This window comes from Synechococcus sp. MIT S9451, from assembly GCF_047304725.1.
GTDB lineage: Bacteria > Cyanobacteriota > Cyanobacteriia > PCC-6307 > Cyanobiaceae > Synechococcus_C.
In genome coordinates this window covers 2,332,401-2,355,406 of sequence record NZ_CP138971.1, presented here as the reverse complement: position 1 = coordinate 2,355,406, position 23,006 = coordinate 2,332,401, and the positions used below count along the sequence as shown (strand labels likewise).

Annotated in this window: 23 protein-coding genes and 2 tRNA genes; 10 read left to right on the top strand and 15 right to left on the bottom strand. The window is 55.0% G+C overall.

Annotated elements, in window-relative coordinates:
* Positions 1–116: 116 nt before the first annotated feature.
* Entirely contained in the window at positions 117–1,091 is a 975-nt protein-coding gene (locus tag SIB72_RS12315; RefSeq protein WP_413744046.1) for a cation transporter, read from the bottom strand.
* Between the two features lie 1,098 nt (positions 1,092–2,189).
* Between SIB72_RS12315 and SIB72_RS12310 the strand changes: the two genes are divergently transcribed.
* Positions 2,190–3,971, top strand: a complete 1,782-nt coding sequence (locus SIB72_RS12310) for a TolC family protein (protein ID WP_413744045.1) — start codon at positions 2,190–2,192, stop codon at positions 3,969–3,971.
* A 25-nt stretch (positions 3,972–3,996) separates the two neighbouring features.
* On the opposite strand, the gene trmFO is transcribed toward SIB72_RS12310, so the two are convergent.
* The 3 genes from trmFO to SIB72_RS12295 form a co-directional block, all read right to left on the bottom strand.
* Entirely contained in the window at positions 3,997–5,379 is a 1,383-nt protein-coding gene (gene trmFO, locus SIB72_RS12305; protein ID WP_413744044.1) for an FADH(2)-oxidizing methylenetetrahydrofolate--tRNA-(uracil(54)-C(5))-methyltransferase TrmFO, read from the bottom strand.
* Positions 5,380–5,424: 45 nt separating this feature from the next.
* Positions 5,425–5,547, bottom strand: a complete 123-nt coding sequence (locus SIB72_RS12300) for a photosystem II protein Y (RefSeq protein WP_115017932.1) — start codon at positions 5,545–5,547, stop codon at positions 5,425–5,427.
* Positions 5,548–5,664: 117 nt separating this feature from the next.
* Entirely contained in the window at positions 5,665–6,183 is a 519-nt protein-coding gene (locus SIB72_RS12295) for a gamma carbonic anhydrase family protein (protein ID WP_413744043.1), read from the bottom strand.
* A 143-nt stretch (positions 6,184–6,326) separates the two neighbouring features.
* On the opposite strand from SIB72_RS12295, the gene SIB72_RS12290 reads away from it, so the two are divergent.
* Positions 6,327–6,398, top strand: a tRNA-Lys gene (locus SIB72_RS12290).
* 41 nt (positions 6,399–6,439) lie between these two features.
* Positions 6,440–6,877, top strand: coding sequence for a response regulator (locus SIB72_RS12285; protein ID WP_413744042.1), 438 nt, complete (start codon positions 6,440–6,442; stop codon positions 6,875–6,877).
* Here the strand turns inward: SIB72_RS12285 and SIB72_RS12280 are convergent.
* Together SIB72_RS12280 and SIB72_RS12275 are read right to left on the bottom strand one after the other, a co-directional pair.
* Positions 6,848–7,936 carry an ATP-binding protein gene (locus tag SIB72_RS12280; RefSeq protein ID WP_413745127.1) on the bottom strand — a complete coding sequence of 363 codons (1,089 nt, stop codon included), beginning with the start codon at positions 7,934–7,936 and terminating at the stop codon, positions 6,848–6,850. The two genes, SIB72_RS12285 and SIB72_RS12280, sit on opposite strands and share 30 nt — an antisense overlap.
* 100 nt (positions 7,937–8,036) lie before the next feature.
* Positions 8,037–8,420, bottom strand: coding sequence for a PAS domain-containing protein (locus tag SIB72_RS12275; RefSeq protein WP_115015422.1), 384 nt, complete (start codon positions 8,418–8,420; stop codon positions 8,037–8,039).
* A 77-nt stretch (positions 8,421–8,497) separates the two neighbouring features.
* Between SIB72_RS12275 and SIB72_RS12270 the strand changes: the two genes are divergently transcribed.
* Positions 8,498–8,571: transfer RNA gene (locus tag SIB72_RS12270), tRNA-Pro, on the top strand.
* A 767-nt stretch (positions 8,572–9,338) separates the two neighbouring features.
* On the opposite strand, the gene SIB72_RS12265 is transcribed toward SIB72_RS12270, so the two are convergent.
* The 3 genes from SIB72_RS12265 to SIB72_RS12255 all read right to left on the bottom strand — a co-directional run bounded on the left by SIB72_RS12265 (position 9,339) and on the right by SIB72_RS12255 (position 11,764).
* Positions 9,339–10,451, bottom strand: a complete 1,113-nt coding sequence (locus SIB72_RS12265; RefSeq protein ID WP_413744041.1) for an amidoligase family protein — start codon at positions 10,449–10,451, stop codon at positions 9,339–9,341.
* A gap of 2 nt (positions 10,452–10,453) precedes the next feature.
* The gene (locus SIB72_RS12260) at positions 10,454–11,089 is read right to left on the bottom strand and encodes a hypothetical protein (RefSeq protein ID WP_413744040.1); all 636 of its coding nucleotides are present in this window, start codon (positions 11,087–11,089) and stop codon (positions 10,454–10,456) included.
* A gap of 363 nt (positions 11,090–11,452) precedes the next feature.
* On the bottom strand, positions 11,453–11,764 hold the full coding sequence (locus SIB72_RS12255; RefSeq protein ID WP_413744039.1) for a hypothetical protein: 312 nt from the start codon (positions 11,762–11,764) through the stop codon (positions 11,453–11,455).
* 638 nt (positions 11,765–12,402) lie between these two features.
* Between SIB72_RS12255 and SIB72_RS12250 the strand changes: the two genes are divergently transcribed.
* The gene (locus SIB72_RS12250; RefSeq protein ID WP_413744038.1) at positions 12,403–12,576 is read left to right on the top strand and encodes a hypothetical protein; all 174 of its coding nucleotides are present in this window, start codon (positions 12,403–12,405) and stop codon (positions 12,574–12,576) included.
* 143 nt (positions 12,577–12,719) lie between these two features.
* Here SIB72_RS12250 and SIB72_RS12245 read toward each other — a convergent pair whose 3' ends face one another.
* The gene (locus SIB72_RS12245; RefSeq protein WP_413744037.1) at positions 12,720–13,013 is read right to left on the bottom strand and encodes a DUF1330 domain-containing protein; all 294 of its coding nucleotides are present in this window, start codon (positions 13,011–13,013) and stop codon (positions 12,720–12,722) included.
* Between the two features lie 693 nt (positions 13,014–13,706).
* Between SIB72_RS12245 and SIB72_RS12240 the strand changes: the two genes are divergently transcribed.
* From SIB72_RS12240 to SIB72_RS12230, 3 genes are all read left to right on the top strand, one after another.
* Entirely contained in the window at positions 13,707–14,030 is a 324-nt protein-coding gene (locus tag SIB72_RS12240; protein ID WP_413744036.1) for a hypothetical protein, read from the top strand.
* Positions 14,031–14,401: 371 nt separating this feature from the next.
* Positions 14,402–15,391: a hypothetical protein gene (locus SIB72_RS12235; protein ID WP_413744035.1), complete on the top strand. Its 990-nt coding sequence runs from the start codon at positions 14,402–14,404 to the stop codon at positions 15,389–15,391.
* Between the two features lie 1,634 nt (positions 15,392–17,025).
* On the top strand, positions 17,026–17,256 hold the full coding sequence (locus SIB72_RS12230) for a hypothetical protein (protein ID WP_115119722.1): 231 nt from the start codon (positions 17,026–17,028) through the stop codon (positions 17,254–17,256).
* Positions 17,257–17,294: 38 nt separating this feature from the next.
* On the opposite strand, the gene SIB72_RS12225 is transcribed toward SIB72_RS12230, so the two are convergent.
* Positions 17,295–19,403 (bottom strand): 4Fe-4S binding protein, encoded by a 2,109-nt coding sequence (locus SIB72_RS12225; protein WP_413744034.1) that lies wholly within the window; start codon positions 19,401–19,403, stop codon positions 17,295–17,297.
* A gap of 69 nt (positions 19,404–19,472) precedes the next feature.
* On the opposite strand from SIB72_RS12225, the gene SIB72_RS12220 reads away from it, so the two are divergent.
* The gene (locus tag SIB72_RS12220) at positions 19,473–19,856 is read left to right on the top strand and encodes a hypothetical protein (RefSeq protein WP_115119612.1); all 384 of its coding nucleotides are present in this window, start codon (positions 19,473–19,475) and stop codon (positions 19,854–19,856) included.
* A gap of 12 nt (positions 19,857–19,868) precedes the next feature.
* Here the strand turns inward: SIB72_RS12220 and SIB72_RS12215 are convergent, their stop codons facing one another.
* Positions 19,869–20,081, bottom strand: a complete 213-nt coding sequence (locus tag SIB72_RS12215; protein WP_115015595.1) for a hypothetical protein — start codon at positions 20,079–20,081, stop codon at positions 19,869–19,871.
* An 83-nt stretch (positions 20,082–20,164) separates the two neighbouring features.
* The gene (locus SIB72_RS12210; RefSeq protein ID WP_413744033.1) at positions 20,165–20,938 is read right to left on the bottom strand and encodes a metallophosphoesterase; all 774 of its coding nucleotides are present in this window, start codon (positions 20,936–20,938) and stop codon (positions 20,165–20,167) included.
* A gap of 64 nt (positions 20,939–21,002) precedes the next feature.
* On the opposite strand from SIB72_RS12210, the gene SIB72_RS12205 reads away from it, so the two are divergent.
* Positions 21,003–21,455, top strand: a complete 453-nt coding sequence (locus tag SIB72_RS12205) for a Fur family transcriptional regulator (RefSeq protein WP_115119720.1) — start codon at positions 21,003–21,005, stop codon at positions 21,453–21,455.
* Positions 21,456–21,477: 22 nt separating this feature from the next.
* On the opposite strand, the gene SIB72_RS12200 is transcribed toward SIB72_RS12205, so the two are convergent.
* Together SIB72_RS12200 and arsS are read right to left on the bottom strand one after the other, a co-directional pair.
* Positions 21,478–21,936, bottom strand: coding sequence for a hypothetical protein (locus SIB72_RS12200; RefSeq protein ID WP_413744032.1), 459 nt, complete (start codon positions 21,934–21,936; stop codon positions 21,478–21,480).
* Between the two features lie 27 nt (positions 21,937–21,963).
* A complete protein-coding gene (arsS, locus tag SIB72_RS12195; RefSeq protein WP_413745126.1) occupies positions 21,964–22,959 on the bottom strand; it encodes an arsenosugar biosynthesis radical SAM (seleno)protein ArsS in 996 nt (331 codons plus the stop codon).
* Positions 22,960–23,006 lie beyond the last annotated feature (47 nt).

Sequence of the window (23,006 nt, the reverse complement as noted above, 5' to 3'; positions counted from 1 at the left end):
CTAGGAGCGACGTTCGCACTCAAAGATGAGGGGACCAGGAACGAGCTCGAGCGCGTTGTCTCAGCGGCTTGATCCCCCCAGCTGATGGCACTGTTGATGCCCCCAAGCGGCCTGATTCAGCCAGCCGGGAACGGTGGTATGGCCGTCAGGATGACCTCTGAGCGCACCGGGCTTGCCATCAGCTGCCGGCAGCGCTCCTCGATGCGCAGCCGAATCAGGTCGATCGCGGCGCCATCCATCGGTTGACTTGGATTGAGATACACAACCACGAAGGCTGTGCGCCCCACCTGCATCACTGTGAGATCCAACAGCCAGCAGGAGAGGCCAGAGAGAAGATCTTCCAGGGCGGCGCGCGTGGAGCGGATCGTGTCGCTTTCAGCCGAAGCGCCGGCGGCTTGGTTCAGGGCGGTGAGGAAGGCCTGAAGCGGTTCTCGCAGAACCACCCCACTCACCACGAGCACCAAGAGTGAGTCGGTGATGGGCGTGATCACGGCCAGCGCCGTGTCCTGCAGCAGAGGTGTGCTGAGCAGGGCCATGCCAGTGAGCCCACTGATGAGGCCATCCACCTTGGCGGCACGGGCTTCTGTGATCAACAGCTGAGATTGCTCTCCGGTGCGACGCCAGTCCCGGTGATGACACCAGGCGAGCCCCCAGCAGATCACCACCATTGCGATTGAGTAAAGCGCCACCGGCCCGAGACTCACCGCTGGGATCTGCTGCCCTTTGGCGTAATCGATCACCGTGCCCAGCCCTGCGGCGGCGGCAAATGTGAGCACGCCGATCAGCACCAGGGATCGAAACAGGACGTAGAGAGCTTCTTGACCGTCGTAGCCATAGGGGTAGGCCCGATCCGGCGGGCGCACCACATTGCGGCTGATGCGTGCGGCGACGAGGCCTGATCCCACCATCACTGCGGAATAGAGCCCGTCTAGCAGCAGCGCATAGGAGCCTGAGAGCACATGCACCCATAAACCGCCGACGGCCATCACTGCACTGGCCACCACGCCGATGCGCAAAGAACGCTGTTCGATCAGGCGATGGCGGCGTCTGCGTGAGGCCTCGTCATCTGCTGCCATCAAGGGCCTCGTCATGTTCTCTTCTGGTAGCAGTGGGGATCAGACCGCTGCCGTTTTCGCTGTTGCCAAGGGTCGGCGATCGCTAGTGGTGCGTCACCTGCTGTGCTTTATAAACGGTCGATTTGTTTGAAAGGTGGCATGGCGGTGCTTGATGTTTTCAGGGCTGTCTAGGTCTCTATTCTGTGTCCATGGACGCCGTCATTCGTGCATAGAGCCCTGCGCCAATGACTCGATACTCTTGTTGATCAAGGGTCGTTTTGATGTTGTCTGGTTTTTGGTAAACCTAAATTTTAGTTGCGTCTTTTCTGGGCTAGGGACTGGGTGAATGTGTTGGGTTAGGTCTTGCTGAAGTGTTGTGATGCTGCTGACTGCAGTTTCTGTCGAGACAGCGACATCAGTTCAGCCTGAGATTGTCATGCGGCCTTCTTAAGGCCCCAAGGCAAGGCCAAATTCGAGTGAGTCATGGGGTGCACTATGAGTTTTAGGATTGTGAAGATAAGCAGTGCTCCGATTGGATCGGTATCCAACGAGTTCATGCTCATGCCACTAACTGTGGCCATAGATGGCATAGGAAGGAAGGCGCGTGGAGGGCTGGAGAGGCCTCAGCAGGGAATACCTTGTTGAGCTCCTCTTTTTGATTGGATCGAAAGGACTGGCAGTCAGTTGCTCTTGGCATGTGTTTGTTCCACTGATGCTTTGAGGCCGTCTATTTGCCTTGGCCAAAGTGCTTTTGCGTGATTGCCACAGTTTGCACGGAGCTCTTCGTATCCCGACTCATCCAGGCACAACAATGGATCGCTAGCCCTGTGTCGGAAGGCTCGAATGTCGGGTGATCAGCGCAGCACCGTCAAGCTTGCAATTGTGTCGTGGAGGGTGCGAAGGCCTGATCCTCGTTGTTGGCAACAGGAGGTGTTTTTGGATCAAAAACCGTTTGTTCCATGTTTTGTGGTGTTGCCCTCTTCACTGCTTCACGGCCACCGTTCTTCTGGTGAACCCTCCTTTGGCACTGTCGAGCCCCCAACCGTCCTGATCGCTGAGTCGTTGGGGGGGAAGGCTTCAGCATCTTTGCCCAGAACCGGCAAACTGAGTCGCAACCTTGTCAGGATTTCTGGCATGTCGACGGTGACCCGACTCACGCGCCTGGCCTTGGGCCTTGTGATCGGATCCGCATCGTTGTCCATCACGTCGGCGCAGGCGCAGATCGCTCAGGAATCGTCTGGCGTGGAGCGGTTGGAACGCAGTTGGAGCGACCTGGATCAACAACTCCGTGCTCTTGATGCGCTGATCCCTTCTGATCCCGAACGTGCGCCTGCTCGCTACACACCTGCCCCAGCGCTGCCTCAAACCCTTCTGCAACAGAATCGAGCGGCCGAGGGGCCTCTTCCCCCAAGCCCTACCGCCGCACCGGCTCCGCTCAGTTTGCCCAGCGCCCAAGAGTTGCAGGCAGGAGAGGTGCAAGGCCTCACTCTGTTGGATGCCTTGGGCCTTGGCTTTGCGAATAACCCTGCACTGCTGGCCCAACGGGAGCGTGTTGCCGCAGCCCTTGATGCAGTGCAGGCAGCGTTAGGGACCTACTGGCCGAGGATCAGCGCCGTCGCCTCAGGCAACACCGGTCAGATCAGTTCCAACAACGTTGCTTCGGTCGGAAATGCAGACCTCGGCGATAGTCCCTTGTTTGCCCCAAAACCACAAGGAGCCTTCTTTGTGCCCACTGGCGGGTGGGCCTATCTGAACCAATCGACGACGCGTGGTTCAGCAGGTCTCCAGCTCGACTACCCCCTGCTCGACTTTGCTCGAACACCGAAGGTGCAGGCGGCAAGAGCTGTGCTTGAACGCGAACGCCAGCGCTACGCCAACCAATTGAGGCAGCTGCAGCTCAAGATCAGTGAGGCCTACTACCGGTTACAACAGGCCGATCAAAACGTCCGCATCCAGGATTCTGCGGTGCGGAATGACCTGCTGATTTTGCAGGACTCGATGGACCTGAAGCTGGCCGGTTTGGTTCCCCGCTTGGATGTCCTGCGCCGGAGCGCCATCGAAGCCAGTGATCAGGAAGCACTGATTCAGGCTCTCGCTGATCGGGCGATTGCCCGGCGGCGTTTGGCTTTGGTCCTCAATCTTGCGGCCGAGATCACGCCTGCTGCCAGTGACCCAATCGCTGTGATGCCGAAGTGGCCTCTTGATCTGGAAGCCAGCCTGTTGGCGGCCTATCGAGGTAACCCGGAATTGGAGGCGATCCTGGCGACCCGAACGGCGTTGGCGCGGCAAAAAGATGCCACAGCAGCCGAACTCCTGCCGCGCTTGTCTCTGTTTGCCGGCGGTGGGAGCTACGGCCAAAACGTGAATCAGTTCAACCTCGCGGTCAGCAGTAATGGCGGTTGTTGTGGCGGGACGGTCATCCCCACTCTCAACACCAGCGGTTACGACTGGTCCTTTGGGCTCAGTTTGCGTTGGTTGTTATTTGACGCTGGTACCACCAGCGGTGAGGCTCGCGCCCTGCAGCGCCAAATCAATGCCGCCAGTCAGGACTATGCAGCTCGTCGTAATGCGATTCGTCTGAGGCTTGAAGCCGCCTTTTTTACGCATGAGGCGAGCCTGGCCAAATTGGTGTCTGCACGCCGCGGACTGGCTGCAGCTTTGGAGGCATTTCGCGATTCGCGGCTTCGCTACCAAACTGGTCTCTCCAGCGAAGTCGATCTATCCATCACCCAGGAACGCCTGATCCGCAGCCTGGAACAACGCTTGAACGCAACCGTGGGTGTCAACATCTCCTATGCCCAGCTACTGCGAGAGCTGCTGCCTGTTCCACGTGACCCAGCAGCTGCGATCACACCGGACTTGCGCTGGGACGCTCCCCAACCTTCGGTGGCTTCGCCTGCCGTGGAACATCCCTAAAGGCAGAGCTCTTAGAAGCAACGACTCAACCAGCAGCTGCAACCGGTTGCAGCTGCTCAGTCTCTGCCATCCTCTGGGCTAGGTCGGCAAGAGCACGGTCGCGGTAGGCGCCGTAGCGTTGGCGCTTGTCTCTGATGCGTTCGGGCAGGGCTGGCAGCAGACCAAAGTTCGGAGGCATCGGTTGGAATTTGCCGGATGGGGCTTCGCTGATGAAGTGGGTGAGGGCTCCGATCATGCAGGTGGGAGGCAGGTTGATGGGCGCCTTCCCCTGGCACAGACGAGCGGCATTGGTGCCAGCCAGCCAGCCCCCGGCTACGGCCGCTGCATACCCCTCGGTGCCTGTGATCTGTCCTGCGGCGAAGAGAGAATCGCGCCGGCGGAACTGCAGGGTCGGCTCGAGTAGCTCCGGTGCCTCGAGAAAGGTATTGCGGTGCATCACTCCAAACCGCACAAAATCAGCCTGGTCTAGCCCGGGAATCATGCGCAGAACCCGTTTCTGTTCACCCCATTTGAGGTTGGTCTGGAAGCCCACCAGGTTCCAGAGTCGGCCGTCCTTGTCTTCCTGGCGGAGTTGCACCACTGCATAGGCCCGTTTGGCACGGCGCACATCCCGATCGTTGACATCTCCCCAGCGGGGGTCCCAGAGGCCAATGGGTTTGAGCGGTCCGTAGCGCATCGTGTCTTCACCGCGACGGGCTAGTTCCTCGATCGGGAGGCAGCCCTCAAAGAATGTGGCGCTGTCTTTTTCGAAATCTTTGAGCTCCGCCTGTTCTGCTCCCAGCAGCGCCTCGCGGAAGGCGAGGTACTGCTCCTGAGTCATTGGGCAGTTGATGTAGTCGGCGTCGCCTTTGTCGTAGCGACTGGCCCGGAAGGCCTTGGTCATGTCAATGCTCTCTCCATCCACGATCGGACTGGCGGCATCGAAGAAATGACAGTCGTCCCGCCCAGTGAAGCTCCTCAGGTCTTCTGCGAGGGTTTCGCTTGTCAGAGGACCAGTGGCCAGAATGGTGATCTGACCCTGTTCCGGCAGGACCAGTTGCTCGCGGCGTTCAATCGTCACCAGCGGGTGTTGGTCGAGCGCTGCAGTGAGGGCTGCGCTGTAGCGGCCTCTGTCGACGGCCAGAGCGCCGCCGGCGGGTACGGCGTGTTGATCTGCCGTGCCGATCACGAGGGAGCCAAGTCGTCGCAGCTCTTCTTGCAAAAGGCCGGCAGCTCGATCACTGCTGAGCGCCCCAAAGCTGTTGCTGCAGACCAGTTCGGCAAATTCACTGCTGTGGTGAGCGGGAGACCGCTTCACCGGACGCATTTCGATCAATCGAACAGGAACACCTGCGGCTGCCACTTGCCATGCCGCTTCGGTACCGGCGAGGCCAGCACCGATCACAACGACGGTTGATCCTGTGCTCAAGAGGGTTGAGGCGCTCGCTGACTCTCAACCTTACGGATTAGGGGTTTAGGCGCGGCTGCGCTTGAGCATCAGTTGAAGCTGCCCGACAGCGGCACGACCGACGTTGAAACCAGCCCAGCTCAGTGCCAGAAGAATTGGGGATGCCACGAGGACGAGCCGGAGGTCCATGGGTCTATCAGAAAAGCCCAATGATCTTAATGACTGCTTCGCCGTCTTTGCGCTGCTGTGGACAGCTCGTTTGGTTTTGCAGCATTTCGGCCGCTGTGTCTTGGACCTCGGGAGGGATCAGGTGCTGCCCAGACTTGCGGCGTGCTGAAGGGCCAGATCGGAGTAAGAGCGGGCATGCTCCACTTGCTTCAGCATGGTTTCCTCGCTCAGTTCCCGCTTGTCCTTGGCAGGGATTCCGGCCACCAGCATGCCTGGCGAGACATCTTTGGTGACGACGGACCCTGCGGCGACGAGGGCACCTTCTCCAACGGTGACGCCGTTGAGCACCACGGCTCCGATGCCAATCAGGCAGCCATCCTTCAACGTTGCACCATGCACCACAGCACGGTGGCCAATGGTGACATGGTCGCCAATCACAACGGGTTCTCCAGGATCTCCGTGCAGAACTGCCCCGTCCTGCACGTTGCTGCCTTTGCCGATGCTGATGCTGGCGAGATCGGCCCTGGCCACGGCCATCGGCCACAGACTGCTGCCAGCATCCATGCGTACATCACCGATCACCACTGCAGTGGGCGCCACCCAGGCCTTTGGATCGATCTGGGGCTCGGGCCAGGGACTACTGGTGGAATGCGTCATCTCAGGGGTGGCAAGAGCAATCGCAAAGCCTGATTAGGCTCTCAGGGAAACGGATCTCTTGGACGAGGGTGGCGCCGGGTGATACCTTCTCATGGTGTCTGAATGGCACTCCAGTTCCAGGGCAACACGCCACGGTTCCGGAAGGGTCGCTAGCTCAGCGGTAGAGCATCCGGCTTTTAACCGGCTGGTCCTGAGTTCGAATCTCAGGCGACCCATTCCCCTCATCCTTCTGCTTGACGCTCCAGATTGCGCCAGGATGGGAGTGTCTTTCGGTGAGTCCGCCGTTCCTGTGGTGGAGACGTGTTCACAGACTGAATGTGCTTCGGTTGCCGTCGTTGACGATGACCCTCGCCTCCGTTCTCTGCTTGAAGAGGAACTCCAGGATTTGGGCGTCGATCCCCTGCTTTGCGATAACGGTGCTGCGCTGATCGAGCTGCTCGCGAACCAGCACGTGGACCTAATCCTGTTGGATCTGATGATGCCAGTGATGGATGGCTTCGCTTGTTTGGATGTCTTGCGCGACCAGCGCTATGCCGGTCCGATTGTTGTCGTGACAGCCCACGGTGACCCTAGTTTTCGCCAGCGTGTTCTGGCTGCGGGTGCCTGTGATTACGTCTTGAAGCCAGATCTGTTTGAGGCCCTTCCAGGGCTTTTACAGCGCCATCTACCTGGTTCCTCTACCCGGGCTCATTGAGGCGACCCTCGCTTGGCCGCTGAAAGGAAGCCTGAGAACGAGACACCCGCCCTGCCGCATCCGTTCCGGCCTTGAGCTGCGGAGCTCGACCTCCACATGGCCGCCCATTCCTTGCATCAGCTCGTGAACGATCGCGAGCCCGAGCCCGGATCCTTCAGGTCTGCTCTTGGAGCGATGTTGTTCAAGACGCTTGAAACGCTCAAAGATGGTGCTGAGTGCAACCAACTCTGTGTCGGTAAACCCCGGACCAGAATCCTCGAAGAAGATCAACACGGTTTCATCATCCAGGCTGGCGGAGATCTCTACAGTCGCTTTTTGATCACTGAAGTGCAAACTGTTGTCGAGTAACTGATCAAGAACGAGGCGGAATGCTTCTCTATCTATCTTGGCGTAGAGACACTTTGGGTCGAGTCGAAATTTGATCCTTGCTGCTTTATTATTAGGCAAGGATGTTCTCCATTCCTCGAAAGCTTCTGATAGGGATGTCTCCACAATTACCCAATTAAATTGACCAGTATCCAAGTCTGAGAGAAGCATCAGCTTGTCAACTAGGTTGCACACACGTCTCGATTCTGATGTTGCAGTTTCAAGATTTGAAAGCACGCGTTTGTCGTGCTGAATGATTCGACTTAAACGCTTGAGGCTGCCCGAAAGAATGGCCAAGGGTGTGCGCAGTTCATGGGCGAGCGCCTGAATGAAGATCCGTTGTTTTAGCAGTGCTTGCTCTATCGGATCGAGATCACGAATGATCAGTAGAACAAAGGGTTCTCGCAGGTTCGTGATCTGTCTCCACAGCAGCAGAGATAGTGTTTGAGACGTAGAACCGGATTGATCTTCATTGTTGGCGATGAGAAGACGTTCTGTACCATCGCCATCTTCAAACCGTTGACAAGGATGCTGCTCAGCGTCAGCTGGAAGCAGCTCACCCTTCAGGCTGTAAAAAGGGATGGCTTTGCTCAGTGGTTTGCCGAGCAGAAGTGCTGTCATTCCCTTGCTGCAAAGGTCGGCTGCTTTTTGATTGGCCCATCGGATCGTTTGTTTCTGATCCAGGATCAGCATGGCTTCGTCAGTGCTGTCGAAGGCCACACGCAGCAATCCAAGTGACTGCCGCATCTGGTCTAGAAGGTCCTGTTGGACGCTCTCCTGTTTTTCGCTGTCGTCAACAGGCATGGGGCCCTTCCAGGGGGCGCAATGTTGCTGCAAAGCTCCAATGATTATCGGTTGTTTTTTCAGCAACTATGAAATGTTCACTGCGCACACTGGTTCCATCACAGCAGATGGTGATGAGTTCCAGAGGGTGATTCACCAGCTTGGATGTTTCCGTGAGCTTGAAGCGAGAGAAGCCGCTGTGATGTTGCTCTCTGAATTCCTGAGGAAGGATGGCACTGATCGACTGACCGATCAATTGCTCATCCCAGCCATAGACATCGTGAAAGCGTGGATTGAATTCCATCACCCGACCTTCCGCATCTGCGCGGACAAACGGAAGGTCATGCCGCTCACGCAAGGCTGCAACGGCTCCTGGGGTCCACTCGCTGGCCATCGAAGGACTGCAATCCTGTTCAGGCTAGGGAGGGGAAGGGATTGCGTCTGCCTGCTGACCGCTAAACTCTGTTGCATCGGGGTATAGCGCAGTTTGGTAGCGCGCCTGCTTTGGGAGCAGGATGCCGGGGGTTCAAATCCCTCTACCCCGACTTCCAGACAACCCAGTCTATGACTGAGTTCTTCGCCGCCTTCCCAAGGCGGTTTTTTATTGGCGTGTTGAAGGCTGTGAGACAGCGCTACCAACAAAAGGAAGCCTGCGTAGCAGTGCAGTCCTGTGTTCCACGCATGCTTGGTGAGTTCCCCCAGCGCAGATCGCTGTGAACAACGCCAAGGCAGCAGGCAGCTCAAGCACAGGACGCGCGAACAGCATGAGCTGAGATCGATTGGCAGCACTCGCTGTGGCTGTTCTGATCAGGGAGCTTCAGTCTGCTTGTGGCTGCCCGTTTCTGTGTTGCAGTCAGCTCGGCATCCACGGGAAGCAACGCTTGGGGAGAGGTTTGGCCTGAGTTGCCCGACAAACGACAAGTGGTTGCTCAGGGTGAGCTTGTCTGGGACGCCCACATGCTTTGACCTTGTTCAGTCGCAGCGGCAGTGTTTGCTGCAGCTCAGGTGTTCACGGTTGGCGCATGCCAGGTCAAGCCGCTCAAAATGGCTGTCCCGAGGCCCACTGGGTCCAGACGGCCGCACTCTTGGGTGCTGGTTTTTTGCAAGACTAAGCACCGAAAAGACCACTACGTTCGCGCGCTTGGTGATCACTACGCCGGCAAAGGACGGTGCGTCAGAAATGGTCCTTGGTCGACTGGTCGTCGATCAGTCGAATGGGGGCCTTACTACGAACCTCGCAATCAATCTGGCAGTGTCACCTTTGAAGGCCCTCATGGGGAGAGGTTGAAGCTGGAGTCTCGTGTTCCCTCGGCTATTGCCTAAATCGAGAGCAATAAAAATCCCGCACACTCGTGTCTATATTGATTTCATTTAAAAAGGCAAGAATACTTTTGTTGTCAGTACCAACTGGCCCAAGCCGCTCAATGTTGATTGACGAGCAAGCGATCGTCAGCAGTGCTTCCACAACACAGGCTGCATTGATGATGTCTAATGCTTCTAGGCTCGAGGGGAGAATACGCACTTCGAATGTCGGCTTTTCTTTGATCTCGTGAATAATATTGGCTAGGTTATAGTTACAGTATTTGGTGATGGGCAACTCCTGAAGTTGCCTTTTTGCTTCTGGCCAGGCGAGAAGCGTGAAGGATGGTTGTGCAACTAAGTTGAAAAGGGATTGAGGCCATTGACCAAGCCTTGTACAGTGTATGTTTGTTTTGAATAGTCTTCTGAGCAATTGATCATGGTCGTCAAAGAGGTTGACGATGTTTTTGATTATTTGTGCAGAATGAAATGATAAGGCTTCAAAATGGAGATGGGTCGCTCCCTCTACTGGAATCGTATATGCCAGATCTTTTGCCAGGCAAAGGAATTCTGAGAGTTGCTGATGATGGTCTGACTTTATTGGGGCAGTCACTAGTTCGCATGCCCTCTCTCTCTCTCCAGGTAATGGGGCTGCGATCGCGATTGAATGATTCGATTGATCAACGACTCGACACATCCCTGAGCGATCGACCTGTAAATCAGTTCGATATAGATGTGCAAGTTTGGTTAAGACCTGTTTGATCGGTAGCTCAGCATCACATTGGCAAACAACCAATTCTAGGAATCTCGCATCATCACTAACGATCCTGTACCAGCCTTCCTTTGACGCTGCCGATTTGTCCAGGTCTGATTGAAGTGTTAGGTCGTCAACGCATAAAGCGATCAGCTTTTGACCTGGCCCAATAACTTTAAAGCCAAGTGTTAGGTTCTCAAAAATTGGAGTATCTGGTAGTTTGATCGGTTCAGCTTGAGCATGGAAAAATCTAATAACTTCTCCATTGTGAAGTCGAGCAATGGCATCAGCCAGATTTCTTCTCGACAAGCCTTTGGGGGCAATTAATTCAACCTCAAATCCGATTCGAGATCTTAAGTGATTTGTAATCACTTTTATCGATTGTATAATCTTCTCGCTGTTTGCAGTGATTGATTAATGTATTCATTGTTTCCTCTGGCCAGGTTCTGGTCGATTCTATATTTACTTTGCCGGATCTCAGCAGCTGTCGCCTGTCTGCCATGTCTGCTATGGTTCCATAGCAGAGCGAGTAAAACAGCGTCATTATATGTGTATCCTTCTTGGTAAAGCCTATAGGAGCTTAGGTCGTTGATTCTTGTTGTTCTAAGATACCGATTCTGTGCCAAGGAGACTGTCTGATTGATTGCGCGAAGTGTGTTGTTGAGATCGCCATAGTGTTGACCAATTAATATTTTTCTACCTATTCTTAGCTTCGAGTCCCAGGTTGATTGTCCCCAGAACTCGGAAAGCACTCTTGCATCCCAATAATCATAGCTGCTCCTTGAAAATGCATTCATCTGCTGCTGGCGCGTGGTATACAGCGTTGAGATGATGATCTCGTTCTTGCCTGTTAATGGAGAATATAGATTTGCCGTAAAGTGTTCATAATCAGCGCTTCTTTGTTCTGCTTTTGAAGGCCGCTGTGCTGTCAGTGTGAGGGTGCCTAGGACAAGCCATGTGGCAGCAAAAGCCGAGGCCAGTTTGTTAACCATATTGTTTCCCATGGCCATTTCCTACTTCATAGCATCACTTGTGTCAATTCTATTTTCTTCGGACAATCCTTAATGGAAGGTCGGCCTGTTGCTGCGGATGCGCTGCTCACTGGTCTGAATTCATCGCTATTCGCCGTTGTCTGTGTTGATCGCTTGTTGAGAACTGGTTGATCATGATCGGCGTGCTTTATCTTTTTTGGTTCCAATCCCATCAGATCAGTGTCGTTGCTGATGTGGAATGGTGTTAATTGATTGTTGGATTGTGTTCATGTTGAGCTTGCTGACTGATGTAATTGAGCTTGCCAATCCTTATCATCATTTTGTGAGTCAATGCCCTGACTCGTCTGTGCAGGGTGGGTAGAGTCGTTCCTTATTGCCCCTCTATCGATCCCAGATGCTGGTGCAGTTCTCCTTTTCGTATTGACGTCTATTTTCTCTAAAACTTAATTCCTGTTTGGCAAGTTGCTGACTCGCTGCTTTGACCAGCTGCTCGTCATCGTTGGAGGAGATCACGAATCGATTGATCGCCATGCTTCTACCAAGCCTGTTCTGAGCAGCTTTGATCAGATCACAATGATTGGTGTCATTGCTGTGGGTTGTTACTGGCACGATGAAGACTCCCAGTACTAGCAGCGCTGCAGTGGTGGCAGTACGTCTCCATTGGGCTGGATCAATATTGGAGCTTGAATTCACGTGGGCTTGCCTCGTCTGATGGTTTTTAGTGTCCGTCTTCTTGCAGAATTCTCTGCCAGGTTTAGATCTGCATTGGTTTCATCCTGATCACTGCTGATCGCTAAGCCTCTCACTTTGTGGCTTCACCTGTTTCAACATTAGTCGTTGTTAACGCCAACGCAGGGATCCTGTGCTCGGCCTGAGGGTAAATCTTCGTCGTCAATCATCCCACTTAAAAATAGTTCGCACAACTCTGCGGGATTTCGGCTGTTGACCCACCCCTCGAAGCCGTCATCGTCAAAGGCTCTGACAGACGGTTGTGACAACCCTGAAGCAAGAAGCCCGAGACAAAACAGCAATGCAGCTCGTTGCATTTGGTTTTTTTGTACCACTCGCTCATGTCTAGCAATCCTTCACCCCGCCCCCCAGCTCAAGCTGGTCTTCACCTCGATCTGCATCAGGCGTCGTCATCGATGTCAGTCAGGAATTTTGAACCATTTGACGCCACACTTCACGCAAGAACTTCGATTTGATCCCTTCTCCAGAACAGGGCCTCGCCTTTGTGTGCTTTTCGCTTCACCTTGCGCTGTTGTTTCTGTGGCCATGCATGTCATGCCTTGCGTCGAAACAACCAAATGGGGGTGTAGCTTTGAAATGCATTGCAGCGGATCATGATCAGTACTGTTGCCTTCATGCTCGGTGAGCTTGAAATCAGCAATGTCACCGTGGTGTTTCTGGCGATTGTTTCGCTTGTCTTTGTCGGTAGCTTTGCTGTTGTGTCTTGGCAGACAGGTGAATTGATTAAACCACCAAAAGACGAGCAAACGGATTGATCCACAGGTGATTTCATATTGGTCAAATACGCCACTAGCTATTAATGCGCTCTTATCTCCCTGATTCTGCTCGACACCTCTTTTGTCCAAATAAGCTTTTGGTGCGACAAGGGCGATCTCCTGATCGCCGAGTCATCAGCACCTTATTCATTCAGCTCTTCGGTGATGGTTAGGCTTAGTTCGGAGAAAGGCGTTCTGAGTTTGATGAGCTCTTGGTATTCCTCAGATTCATAAGCATCGATTGCGTTTTCTTTTGAGTCAAATTCTACAATTACGTTCACCGTACCTGGGCTACCTTCTCTTACGTCACTGCTAAGGTCCCGGATCAAAATCCGTGCATTGACTGTCGCTAGCCAAGCTGTGAACTTGCTGATGTAGGGCACCATGCCCAACGGAGTGTGAATTGTACCGGTGCAGACCCAATACCCTTTCGCCATGAATCAAGCTGGAAAACCTGACCTTCTCACAGATTTGCTGACTTGTCTTCCTTCTTGTTGCAGATACCCATGATGCCTCAATTGCCTTTTCAGCCTAAACGCTGTGTGCCGCTGTTCATCATCTCTGTGTAAGTCATGGCCCGGGTTGGTTTAAGCCTGGCGTCTGCTTCTGGCTGCGCTAGACCCTTCTCCTCTTCGGAGCGCATCTCTATCTCCATTCCCGCGGCCTTCTGTCCAGTCATTTCGTTTGAGCGCCCATCCCCCACTGGGTTGTGCTTGCCCTGATCTTGATCCTGACTCACCCTCGCCTCACTGTTGGCATCCGATTCTTGTAGTGTGCCGGACTGATCGGGATTTGGCCTTTTCTGGGTCTGTTTTTCTACCTTCTTTGCGCCATCACGTGATCTCAATGCTGGTTAAAGGCACCGAGGATCAGATCTGAGCATTGATATGGCCTCTCGTTTCTATGCACCAAGCCTTGCATTGCCTCGTTTGTCTCCCTCTTGGCTTCCTCGGTCATGACGATCCTTCGTTCCAGCGAGACTCCGCTTCTTGTTGGCTTGTCAGCCCTTTCGTTCTCTTGTGCGTCGTTGTTCTGTCTTGCTTCGCGTTGGTTATCCCTTTTGCTCTAAGGGGCTTCAATCGTCCTACTGAGTCCCTGGGGACCTGTCTTTCGTTTTGAACGTGTATTGATTGTCGATTTCATCAAGCACAATTGCGCGTTCCTTGTTGCTTTTATCTGTATCGTGGATCACAGTTTTTACTCAACTTCATCGATGCGCGAAGTTCGGTAAAGATGCTCCTCGCTCTATCGGCTTTGAATTTAGGTTCTGTGAACAGAATTCCATCACCATGTACAAAGTTGGCCAAATAGCCCGTAAGAAGCAAAATGCTCATCTTGAACATTTAGCGCGTGAAGCGGAGCATCGAGCTAATCAGGCAAGGGAAGATTATTTTCAGGAGCGCTATCGCTCAGTCGCAAACGAGGTGCAGGCATTTAGTGACTGCCTGGATTGAATCTAGTTTAAGCCTCCATTCAGAACGTTTCTCACCGCCTCATCGTTGGTGTTTGTGGAGCTTGTCGTTCTCTGCTTGCCTAGAACCTCCAATTTTGGTTCTCCCCTCTCTTGAGTGTTGCCACCCTTGGCCTGCGCTGGATGGCGACCCTTGCGAGTCTCCATGTCAGACCTCGTTATTCTTTTCGCTCTTCTACCTTATCCCGTATTGCTTGCGCTGTTGCGTTGATCTCCGTTATCGCACTCCCTTTTCTCTGCATCCCTAATCGCCGCCATTCCCGATTGTTCCCTTTCATCTCAGGCGAGCATTTTCGAGCCGTCCAGTTTGTGTGAATGCTTGGGGCTAGGCCTTCTACTTCATTGTCGATAGACTTGGCTCGATTTGTTGTAGGGGTTTTAATGTTTTTAGTTCATAACTCGCCTGAGCAGGCTTCTCTTCTCGCTTCAGCACTTGTGCAGGTGCATCGTCCTGGCGGTGTTTGGTATGCCCCTTCCCAAGCAGACTTGGCCCATACGTTGTTTCTGAAGCTTCTCGGAGTCGAGATTGACTTCAACTCTTATCCTGGTCTTGCTCCAGCTTTTGTCAGTACAAGTTTGAACACTCCTGGCGAGCGACAGGAGTTACTCGAGCTTCTTATCGCTTTTGAGATGCTTTGCAATCCCATCCCCGCAGCATTGGCAGATGATATTGACTCCTGGGCTGAAACCCTTGACGTTCAAAGTGATTGTCTCTTGATGTCACGAGACTTGGCCCGTAATGCGATCGCCCAGGCGACCTCTGATTTTTATCGATTAAATTGGATTGGAGAGGGCGATCATCAGGATGATCCTGCCTTTCAGCACCTTGTTCAACAGTATGGCGATCATGCCTATGGCTTGTGTGTTGAGGCAGATCCTGATGAGTTTTCTAAATGGAATCAGTTGCAGACTTTGCCCCCAGGCAGTCTTGGTCGACGTCTCTGGGAGTTCTATCAAGCCAGAGGTTTTAAGCTTCCCGGTGAGCTTGGAGCAGGTAACCCAGCACTTGCCCACCATGATTGGATCCATTTGATTGCTGGCTATGACACCACTCCGATTGGAGAGTTAGAAGTCACATCATTTATGGCCTCCTCCAGCCACTCACCTGGTGCAATCCTTGGCTTCATCGGTGCCATCTCTATCCTTGAAACAGGTCTGCTCCACAGTTTTTATGGTGCAGACAAGTTTGGCTTGGCCCTGTCCTCTGGTGATGGGATCGCAAGGGTTGCCAGTGCCATTCAACGAGGGAAAGCCTGCCTTGTCGATCCCTTGCTGGATGTTGATTACTTTGCCATTGCCGATCAGCCTCTCGTTGACATCCAACGCCAGTGGTGGGCTGTCTGAGGATCCAAGTAGGTCTTGGTGTCAGGCCTGTCGGTTGTGCATTTGCCACACTCCTGCTGTTTCTTCCTTCTTTTTTACTGGCAGTCGTTCTCTTTGATTTCCGACGCCAGGGTTTTGTGTTTATGTCCAGAAGTCGTTACGTGTGATCGCTTCATTTTGCATATTGCTTTCGTCATAGGCTCGCCTCGATTGGCTCTATCTCTGTGGTGGGTTCTTCGCTAACCTGCTTGGGGCCCATCGGTTCCGTATACCCCCGACTTGGTTGACCCAACTCTTTGTCTATTACTAGCTCTTTGTTTGTGTTGCTTGGCACTCACGTTGCGGTCTGCTCGAGCGGTTTGATGGTGCTTTTGCTTGTTTTTACGTTTGCCTTGATGTTTCAGCGTTGTTCTCTCTTGTAGGCCTACGCATTCGACTGTGTACTCGTGCTAACGACGCCAGCGCTTGATGTGGCGACCTCTCTCTCTTCACTTCCGCTGCTGCCCAGGATGTATTCAAAGCTTTTGTTGTTTGTGTCATCAGTCACCCCTGCTTGTTGAGTCTTTTGTGTGACTCGTTGACTTTCTTGATCGCCTTTCGATTCCTCACAGACCTGATCCCCGGGCGCAACGATTCGTACCTCGCGGCATTCGTCGTGATGTCTCCCCAGTTCTGTGCTGATCTACACCAGAAACTTTGTTGTGAGCAGGATCACTTCAGTCATTGATCCAAGTCATCGACGCTGAAAGCCTTTGCCTAGAAACTAGGCGCCTCGGGGTTTCAGCCTCATCGTTCTTTGTTTCATGTCTTTCAAGACCACTAGTCGGTTCAATGTTCTTGCCTTTTTCGGTATCAGTGCATGTTTTGCCTTCTGTGCCCCTGCTTTGGCTGCTGATGGGTGCGGACGCTTCCATCGCTTTTCGTACCGCCTACAACGTTGTGTGATTCGTGGTGATCTGGGCCCCCGCCTTCTGCCGGCTGCTCCTGGTTATCGGCCTGGCTCTGTTCGTTTGGCGCCCAGTTTCCCTCCTGGCAATCCCATCGTTTCACCTCGTTATCGTCGTTATCGACACCCAGCTCGGCCCTTCATTCGTGTTGATTCGCCTTTGATTCGCATCTCTCTTTGAGATTGTGTATTGGGCCATTCACGGGGATCTCCCATCCAGAGCCAATGGTTCACGTCTCGCTTGCGCTGTTGGGTTGAGCGTCGTCGTGCCTGCCTGCCTGCCTGCCTGCCTTGTTGGCTCGGACTGTGACGGTCTCAATCTCGCTTCAGTTGGCGGCTGATCTCGGCTCAGAACACCCATAAAAAACGGCCCCCCTCAGAGCCGTTATGTTTGCTCAGGAGCATTTCCCTGATTCCATTGTGTGTAGCGCTACGAACATCTGCCAGGGGTAAATGACTCATTGCGTCAGCACGCGTACTGAGGTAATCGATCTTGCCCTGTCGCTGAATGCGTCTCTTTCCTCCTTGGTTGGCTTCGACTGCCGATGCCTTCGACCCCTGATCATTTGTCCTCTGTCGTGACCAATCAACTTTCAGTTGTGGTTGCCGATCAGGGTTTTTTTTGATTGCCAAGGCATTTTTTGCTCTGCATCGTGCTTCAGGTGTCTCCCCTCGCTGGCTTAACGTTTTTTGGAATCAGGCGTTTGCCATGACTGTTGCCTCTGCACCCAAGGCTCCAGTGTCTGAAGACACGCTCATTGATGCCTTGCGTGGTTGTGAGAACTTGCAGCAACTGCTCCTGCTAAGAGATCAATTGGCCAAGGATCCTTCTAATCCTCAATTGTTCGACTGGGTTTGCTCGTTGCTTGCTCATCGCAGCGTTTCCCGTGGGCTGGCGGCGCGTGTGCTGCTGCAGCTTCATCATCATCCCTTGGCTTGAGCATTTGCTTTTCAGCGGGCTGCCGTGTTGGTGCTGTTTCAGCTCCCAACCAGCCATCGTCCACAGCCCGCCACACTGATTAACACCATGCAGGCAGCCAACCAAGCTTTGCGTTGATTGCACAGCATTCGTCTCAGCACAACAACACTGCCGAGACCTCCCACTGTGACCACGGCACTCTGGCAGAACCGGATCACATGGGGGTCGGCTTGCCAGCTTGGCAACTCAAATTCAGGCAAGCCCTCTAAGCCCTCCATGCTCACAGGCAGCACCATCCCTGCCTCACGCATTCCTATCGGTAGATGGGAGGCCAGGAGCAGCGCCCAGAGCACTGGTAGGAAACCGTAGAGCGTGTGTTCCAGTCGTTGTTGATTGACGATCAACCTGGCCAAGAGATAAACCGTTGCTGGTAGGGCAAGGCTGAGGCATGCGATCGCTATTCGCGGTAGCAGGGGGCCACTGGTGATCGAGCTTGGCGTTAGCCCTGTCCAGCCCCATAATTTCTGCCATTGCTGTAAGCAGATACTCCCGGTTAGCACCAGGACCAGGCCAGGTTCACCGTTGGGAATCACCATGTCGCGTTGAAGGTCGGCAGCAGGTGGCCGGATCGCCAGGCGCACGGACCGATGCGGACAGGCCTGGGCGCAGGTCATGCACAAGACACAATTTCGGTTGTCGCGCAGATGGGCTGGATGGGTTCCAAGCGGGCAACCTGATGTCTGCAGTCCCTCTCCTTCCGCCGGCCCTCCCTTGAAACAGGCATAACTGCTGCAGTTGCCGCTGCAGACTCCGGCTTGGGCTCGAAGTTCCAGCATGGACAATTTGGCGAACAGTCCGTTCATGCCACCGATTGGACACAGATAACGGCACCAGAATCGTTTTTCAAACCGTATCGATCCGATCACGGCTCCTGCTGTGATTAGCAGCAACAGACAACTGCTGAGTTGCCCGTTCTGGGGCAAATCGCACAGGCTTTCCCAGAGCAGGATGAGGGCAAATCCACCTGCCAGCCATCTTGAGCCCCAGGCATCGTGATCACCTCGTGGCCATGGGGATGGCGTCCAGCCCAATCCCCGAGCCAGCTTCTGGGCAAGTTCACCCCAAACCATGAACGGGCAAAACGAACACCACAACCTGCCCACAACAGGAAAGCTGAGCAGAATCAGTGGCCACCACCAGGCCCAAAACAAATTCAGTGCTCCGTTGTGAGCCCTGTCTTGGGGGCCAAACCACAACCAAAGATTGACCAGAACAAACACCCAGCTCACGATTCCAAAGAGCAGGAGATTCCAGAGCTGAGGTGCACGCATCCAGTTGCGCAACTTTGGTTTCCAGGCCCACAGGTCAAACCGTGAACGCTGTTGCCGTGGTGACGTCCAGAACACGTCCTCTGGTAACGCTTTTGGACTGCTGCCTTGGCGACGCACTTGTTGGAGTGCTCGCTCTATCAATGCCTCCAGCTCGCGCAGATTGTTCGGAAAGTCATAGTTCTGCAGTTGTTTCACCACTGCCATGGGCAGCTTGGGTGGCTTCTTCCAGCCCAGGCGCAAACTCTGTTGGCGGATGCCATAACGCAACCAATCGCCGAGATCTTGACGTCGCACCCGAAGTGGCGGCACTCGGATCAGCTGCGTCAGCGGTGACAACTCAGGGATGGCGCTTTCGGCGGTGATCAGCAGCCGTCCTCGAAACGTTTGCGGCTTGGGCTCCAACCCAGGAGATTGCCATCTGCCAGTGGCGGCGATCTCCACAATCCTTTGGCGCACGGGCGCTTCGAGTTGTTCGAAGTTGTCGATCAGAAGACTGCCTTCGCCGACCAGCTCCAGCAGCGGAACCTGGTCATTGTCCCCTTCCCGCCCGAAGAGCTCACTGCCATCACTGCGCATCTGAGCCCCGTCCACGCGCAGCATCAGTTGATGCCTTTGGCTGGATCCAAAGTGAATCAGTGCCGCGAGGTTGTCTTTTTCAAGCCCCGGTTCACCCACCAGCAACACTGCTTGGTGATTGCGATCCGTCGAGGCCTCATGGAGCGCTTCCCGCAGTCGTCTTGCCTGGGGACTGTTGCCGACGACACCGCGGCGGGGCCTGGCCACCAGATAGGGGGCAAGACGCTGAAGTGTTGCATTGCCACTTGCACTGGTACTCATGATTCAGCGTCGAATGGCCAGCTTGCGCATGTCATGGCTATGGAGTGAGTGGCATCCCCCAGCTCCACCATGCCTCGATTCTCAATCGCAGCCCTGCTGATGGTGGTAAGTGCCGTCGGGATGCCGGTTGCCCTTGCTCAGCCGCGTGGTGTCCTCCCCCTGAGTGCGGGGCAACCCATTCTCGAGGCCGATGCTGTGTTGCTTGCTTCGGGTTGGAGGCCCCATCCTCAGCAACAACCCATGGCGTTGGATCAGCGTCGAGCCGGTGTTCCTCTCTCCAGTCTTTCCGCTTGTTCGGGGACTGGGCATGGTTTCTGCCGATTTGATTACCGACGCAATGGACGTCAGCTTTCGGTGGTCACGATTCCAATCTCGCAGCGCTCAAGGCAGACCAGCCAGCTCGGTGGCGTGGTGAAGCGCTGGTGGGTCGAAACAGTGCAGAGCCGTCGTTAAGGCGGTGGGTTTTCAGCCGATGGCGGTGGTCAGTCGAACGGTGCCCCACAGATCGAAGACGCAGAAGATCACACCGATCACGATGATGTCCCAGGCTCGATGACGCACTGCCCATGGGGCGAGAAACAACTCGGCAATCCCATGCAAGGCGGTGCCAATGGCAATGTGCTCCAGCACCAGAAGCCCATGGGCAAGCAGAAACAGGGCACTGGCGATGCATCGCATCAGCACGTCCCAGGATCCACTCGAGGCTTTCGACAATGGACCATCAAGAGTTTCAGCACCTTAAGCCGACTGACCGAAGGGATTCAACCTCTCTTGGGCATCGGCCATCTCAGCAGTGTGTGTGTGAGGCGCCCATTGCGGCTTAGGTCCAGCAGGCGACCGCCAGGCAGCTGACTGCGTCCTAGTGGGCACGCCTGTAGTGCCGGAAAGGCGCAAAGCGTGGATGGGCAAGCCAGCAGAACGACATCGTTGCGTTCAGGCATCGAGCCTTGCCAGTGCTGATGCAGATGGCCGAACACAACGGCGCGTAGCTGCGGTACTGGTTGCAGTAATCGCATCAGTTCTTCTCCGTCGTCGAGTCCGATCCGATCCCATTCGGGCGCTCCGATTGGCAGAGGTGGATGGTGAAGGCAAACCAGTAATGGGCCTGACGTGAGGTTGCGTTGCTGAAGCTGCGTCTCCAACCAGCGCAGCTGACCCTTGCCAATTTGCCCACCTTCGTGGCTGCACCAGTGACTGTCGAGGATCAACACAGTCCAGTCGCCAAGACGCAAGGCCTCTGGTGCGATCTCGGCCCGCCGTCCTAGGGCTGCTCTCAGTCGCTGAGGATGATCATGGTTGCCAGGTAGGACGGCCACCCTGGTCTTGCTTGGCAGCAGATCGAGGGAATCACGCAGGAGGGCATATCCGTTCCAGCTCTCGTCCTGACAGCAGTCACCAGTAATCAGCAGCAGATCAGGGTGATGGAGTGCTGCCTGGCCCAGGGCAAGCTGCCAGTGCTGCAATGCCGGACGCTGGCGTACCCATCCTGATGGTGCGCTGACCAGGTGCGGGTCACTGAGCTGGACAACACGCATGGCCTGCAGGGCTGACGGCCGCTCTCATTAGTGGTTACTCTTGAGAAGACCATATCGAATGACGATGGCAACGAGTTCGTCTTCGACACCGGTTCAGGAGCCCCTTCAGCAGGGATTACATCAGGACGGTCGCCGTCTCACTCCTCAACGGCTGCGCATTCTGGATCTCTTTGAACGCTTGGGCTCAGGTCGGCACCTCAGTGCTGAGGACGTGCATCAGCAGTTGCTCGAAGGTGAAGCGAAGGTTTCACTGGCAACGATTTATCGCACCTTACGGCTGCTGGTGGACATGGGTTTCCTCCAAGAGCTGGAGCTGAGCGAGGCCGGCCGCCGCTTTGAGCTTTCCTCTGCGGATCATGGCGATCACCATCATCTGGTCTGTATCCGCTGTGGTCGCACAGAGGAGTTCGAAAGTATTCCGGTGATCACTGCCGGCCAAGCGGCGGCCGATCAACATGGTTTTGACTTGATCGAATCGACCCTGAACGTCAGAGGGATCTGCCCAGACTGTCGCTAAGTTTCTGCGTTTGCCTGATCCGTCAGTGGCTGCCTGGATGGTGTTCGCAGGGCATCCAAAGATCTCCCATGGCATGCACCCCTTGGCAGCCGATCTTCTTCGCTTCCTCTTCCGCCTGTTCGCGACTCGGGTAGGCCATCGATGGCTCTGACTTCTGTGCCGATGTTGTGTGGTTGTGCAATTGGTGGTCGTGGCTCTTGCTGCCATCGAGTTGCACCAGCCCCATGCTCACCGGGCCCGCCGTCCAGATCCCCATCGTGTTCACGCCGACGGCCAAGAGGCCCATGCCTACGACTGAAAGGTTGATCACGCCCATGGCGACAACGCCAATCGAGACAACTCCCATCGGCACGACACCGATACAGACCACCCCCATGGGCACGATGCCGATGGACACAGTGCCAAGGGGGGCGATGCCGATCGCGAAGCGCTTGGGCTTGCTGCCGCAGTGGGCAGGTCCTGAATCTGCTGATGCGCTCATCGAGCCAGAAGGTGCTTTGGGATGACCCTAGGTGGTATTACTGCCTCCATTCAGAGCTCCCCCACAGCTGGAACCGCTGCCGGCGGTGCAGCCGAAGCAGTGTTCGGCGACGGTGATCGCCTGGTGCTCTAGCTCTTGTGCAGGGATGCTCAAGAGATCCTCAAGGGTTTGAACATTGCCGCCGCAGGCGATCCCGAGTTGCTGATTGAAATCACAGTCAAAGAGTCTCCCCTGCCAGTTCACGCTGATCAGGGATCTGCACATCACAGCCTCGAGGTTCTCAGCCTGGAAGGACTGGCGCAGCAGCTCCCGATAGCGCTTCAGCTGATTGCTGCGTTCCAACTCTCTGGCGAAGCGTTCGATCGCCATGTTGGTGATTGTGAGCAGATGGTTGAAGCGGATGCCGTGGTCGCTTAGCAGCACCTCCCGGTAATGCTCTTCAAGCTGCTCCTGGGCCGGTGGAAGCTTGGGACCGGCTGGGTTGTACACCAAGTCGAGGCTGAGGCCGGTGCGGGGGGCTCCGTATCCGAGCTGATTGAGTTGGTGCAGTGCCTCGAGACTGCGCTCAAACACCCCTTGGCCCCGCTGGTCGTCCACCCGACCCTTTTCGGTACAAGGCAGGGAGGCCACCACATGCACGCTCTGGTCGGCAAGGAAGGCTGCTAAATCGGCCTGCCCCGGTTCGTTGAGGATGGTGAGGTTGCAGCGGTCGATTACCTCCACCCCAAGCCGGCGTGCGTCTCGGACCAACTGGCGAAACAGGGGGTGCAGTTCCGGTGCGCCGCCGGTTAGGTCCAGCACCTTCAGGTTCAGATGCTCCAACACGCGGGGAATCAACGTCACCTGCGATTCGGCCATCATCTCGGTGCGCCAAGGCCCGGCGTTGACGTGACAGTGGCTGCAGCTCTGATTGCAGCGGTAGCCGAGATTCACTTGAAGTGTTCTCAGCCCTCCTCGCGTCAGTGTTGGGAAGGGCGCTGTGGTGGTGATGCAGTCGCTAGACGTTGGAGAGACGCTGATCAGTGGTAGGCCGAATCAGACGTCATTCTGAGAGATCACTGCCACGATTG

Excerpts from the sequence above, each read along its gene's own strand:
- SIB72_RS12300 (WP_115017932.1), bottom strand. The coding sequence starts at position 5,547 with ATGGACCTCCGGCTCGTCCTCGTGGCATCCCCAATTCTTCTGGCACTG.
- SIB72_RS12210 (WP_413744033.1), bottom strand. The coding sequence starts at position 20,938 with ATGCGTGTTGTCCAGCTCAGTGACCCGCACCTGGTCAGCGCACCATCA.
- SIB72_RS12215 (WP_115015595.1), bottom strand. The coding sequence starts at position 20,081 with ATGCGATGCATCGCCAGTGCCCTGTTTCTGCTTGCCCATGGGCTTCTG.
- SIB72_RS12285 (WP_413744042.1), top strand. The coding sequence starts at position 6,440 with ATGGGAGTGTCTTTCGGTGAGTCCGCCGTTCCTGTGGTGGAGACGTGT.
- SIB72_RS12310 (WP_413744045.1), top strand. The coding sequence starts at position 2,190 with ATGTCGACGGTGACCCGACTCACGCGCCTGGCCTTGGGCCTTGTGATC.
- SIB72_RS12225 (WP_413744034.1), bottom strand. The coding sequence starts at position 19,403 with ATGAGTACCAGTGCAAGTGGCAATGCAACACTTCAGCGTCTTGCCCCC.
- SIB72_RS12220 (WP_115119612.1), top strand. The coding sequence starts at position 19,473 with ATGCCTCGATTCTCAATCGCAGCCCTGCTGATGGTGGTAAGTGCCGTC.
- SIB72_RS12280 (WP_413745127.1), bottom strand. The coding sequence starts at position 7,936 with ATGCTGATCCTGGATCAGAAACAAACGATCCGATGGGCCAATCAAAAA.
- SIB72_RS12260 (WP_413744040.1), bottom strand. The coding sequence starts at position 11,089 with ATGGCCATGGGAAACAATATGGTTAACAAACTGGCCTCGGCTTTTGCT.
- SIB72_RS12230 (WP_115119722.1), top strand. The coding sequence starts at position 17,026 with ATGACTGTTGCCTCTGCACCCAAGGCTCCAGTGTCTGAAGACACGCTC.
- SIB72_RS12200 (WP_413744032.1), bottom strand. The coding sequence starts at position 21,936 with ATGAGCGCATCAGCAGATTCAGGACCTGCCCACTGCGGCAGCAAGCCC.
- SIB72_RS12315 (WP_413744046.1), bottom strand. The coding sequence starts at position 1,091 with ATGACGAGGCCCTTGATGGCAGCAGATGACGAGGCCTCACGCAGACGC.
- SIB72_RS12245 (WP_413744037.1), bottom strand. The coding sequence starts at position 13,013 with ATGGCGAAAGGGTATTGGGTCTGCACCGGTACAATTCACACTCCGTTG.
- SIB72_RS12205 (WP_115119720.1), top strand. The coding sequence starts at position 21,003 with ATGGCAACGAGTTCGTCTTCGACACCGGTTCAGGAGCCCCTTCAGCAG.
- SIB72_RS12275 (WP_115015422.1), bottom strand. The coding sequence starts at position 8,420 with ATGGCCAGCGAGTGGACCCCAGGAGCCGTTGCAGCCTTGCGTGAGCGG.
- SIB72_RS12295 (WP_413744043.1), bottom strand. The coding sequence starts at position 6,183 with ATGACGCATTCCACCAGTAGTCCCTGGCCCGAGCCCCAGATCGATCCA.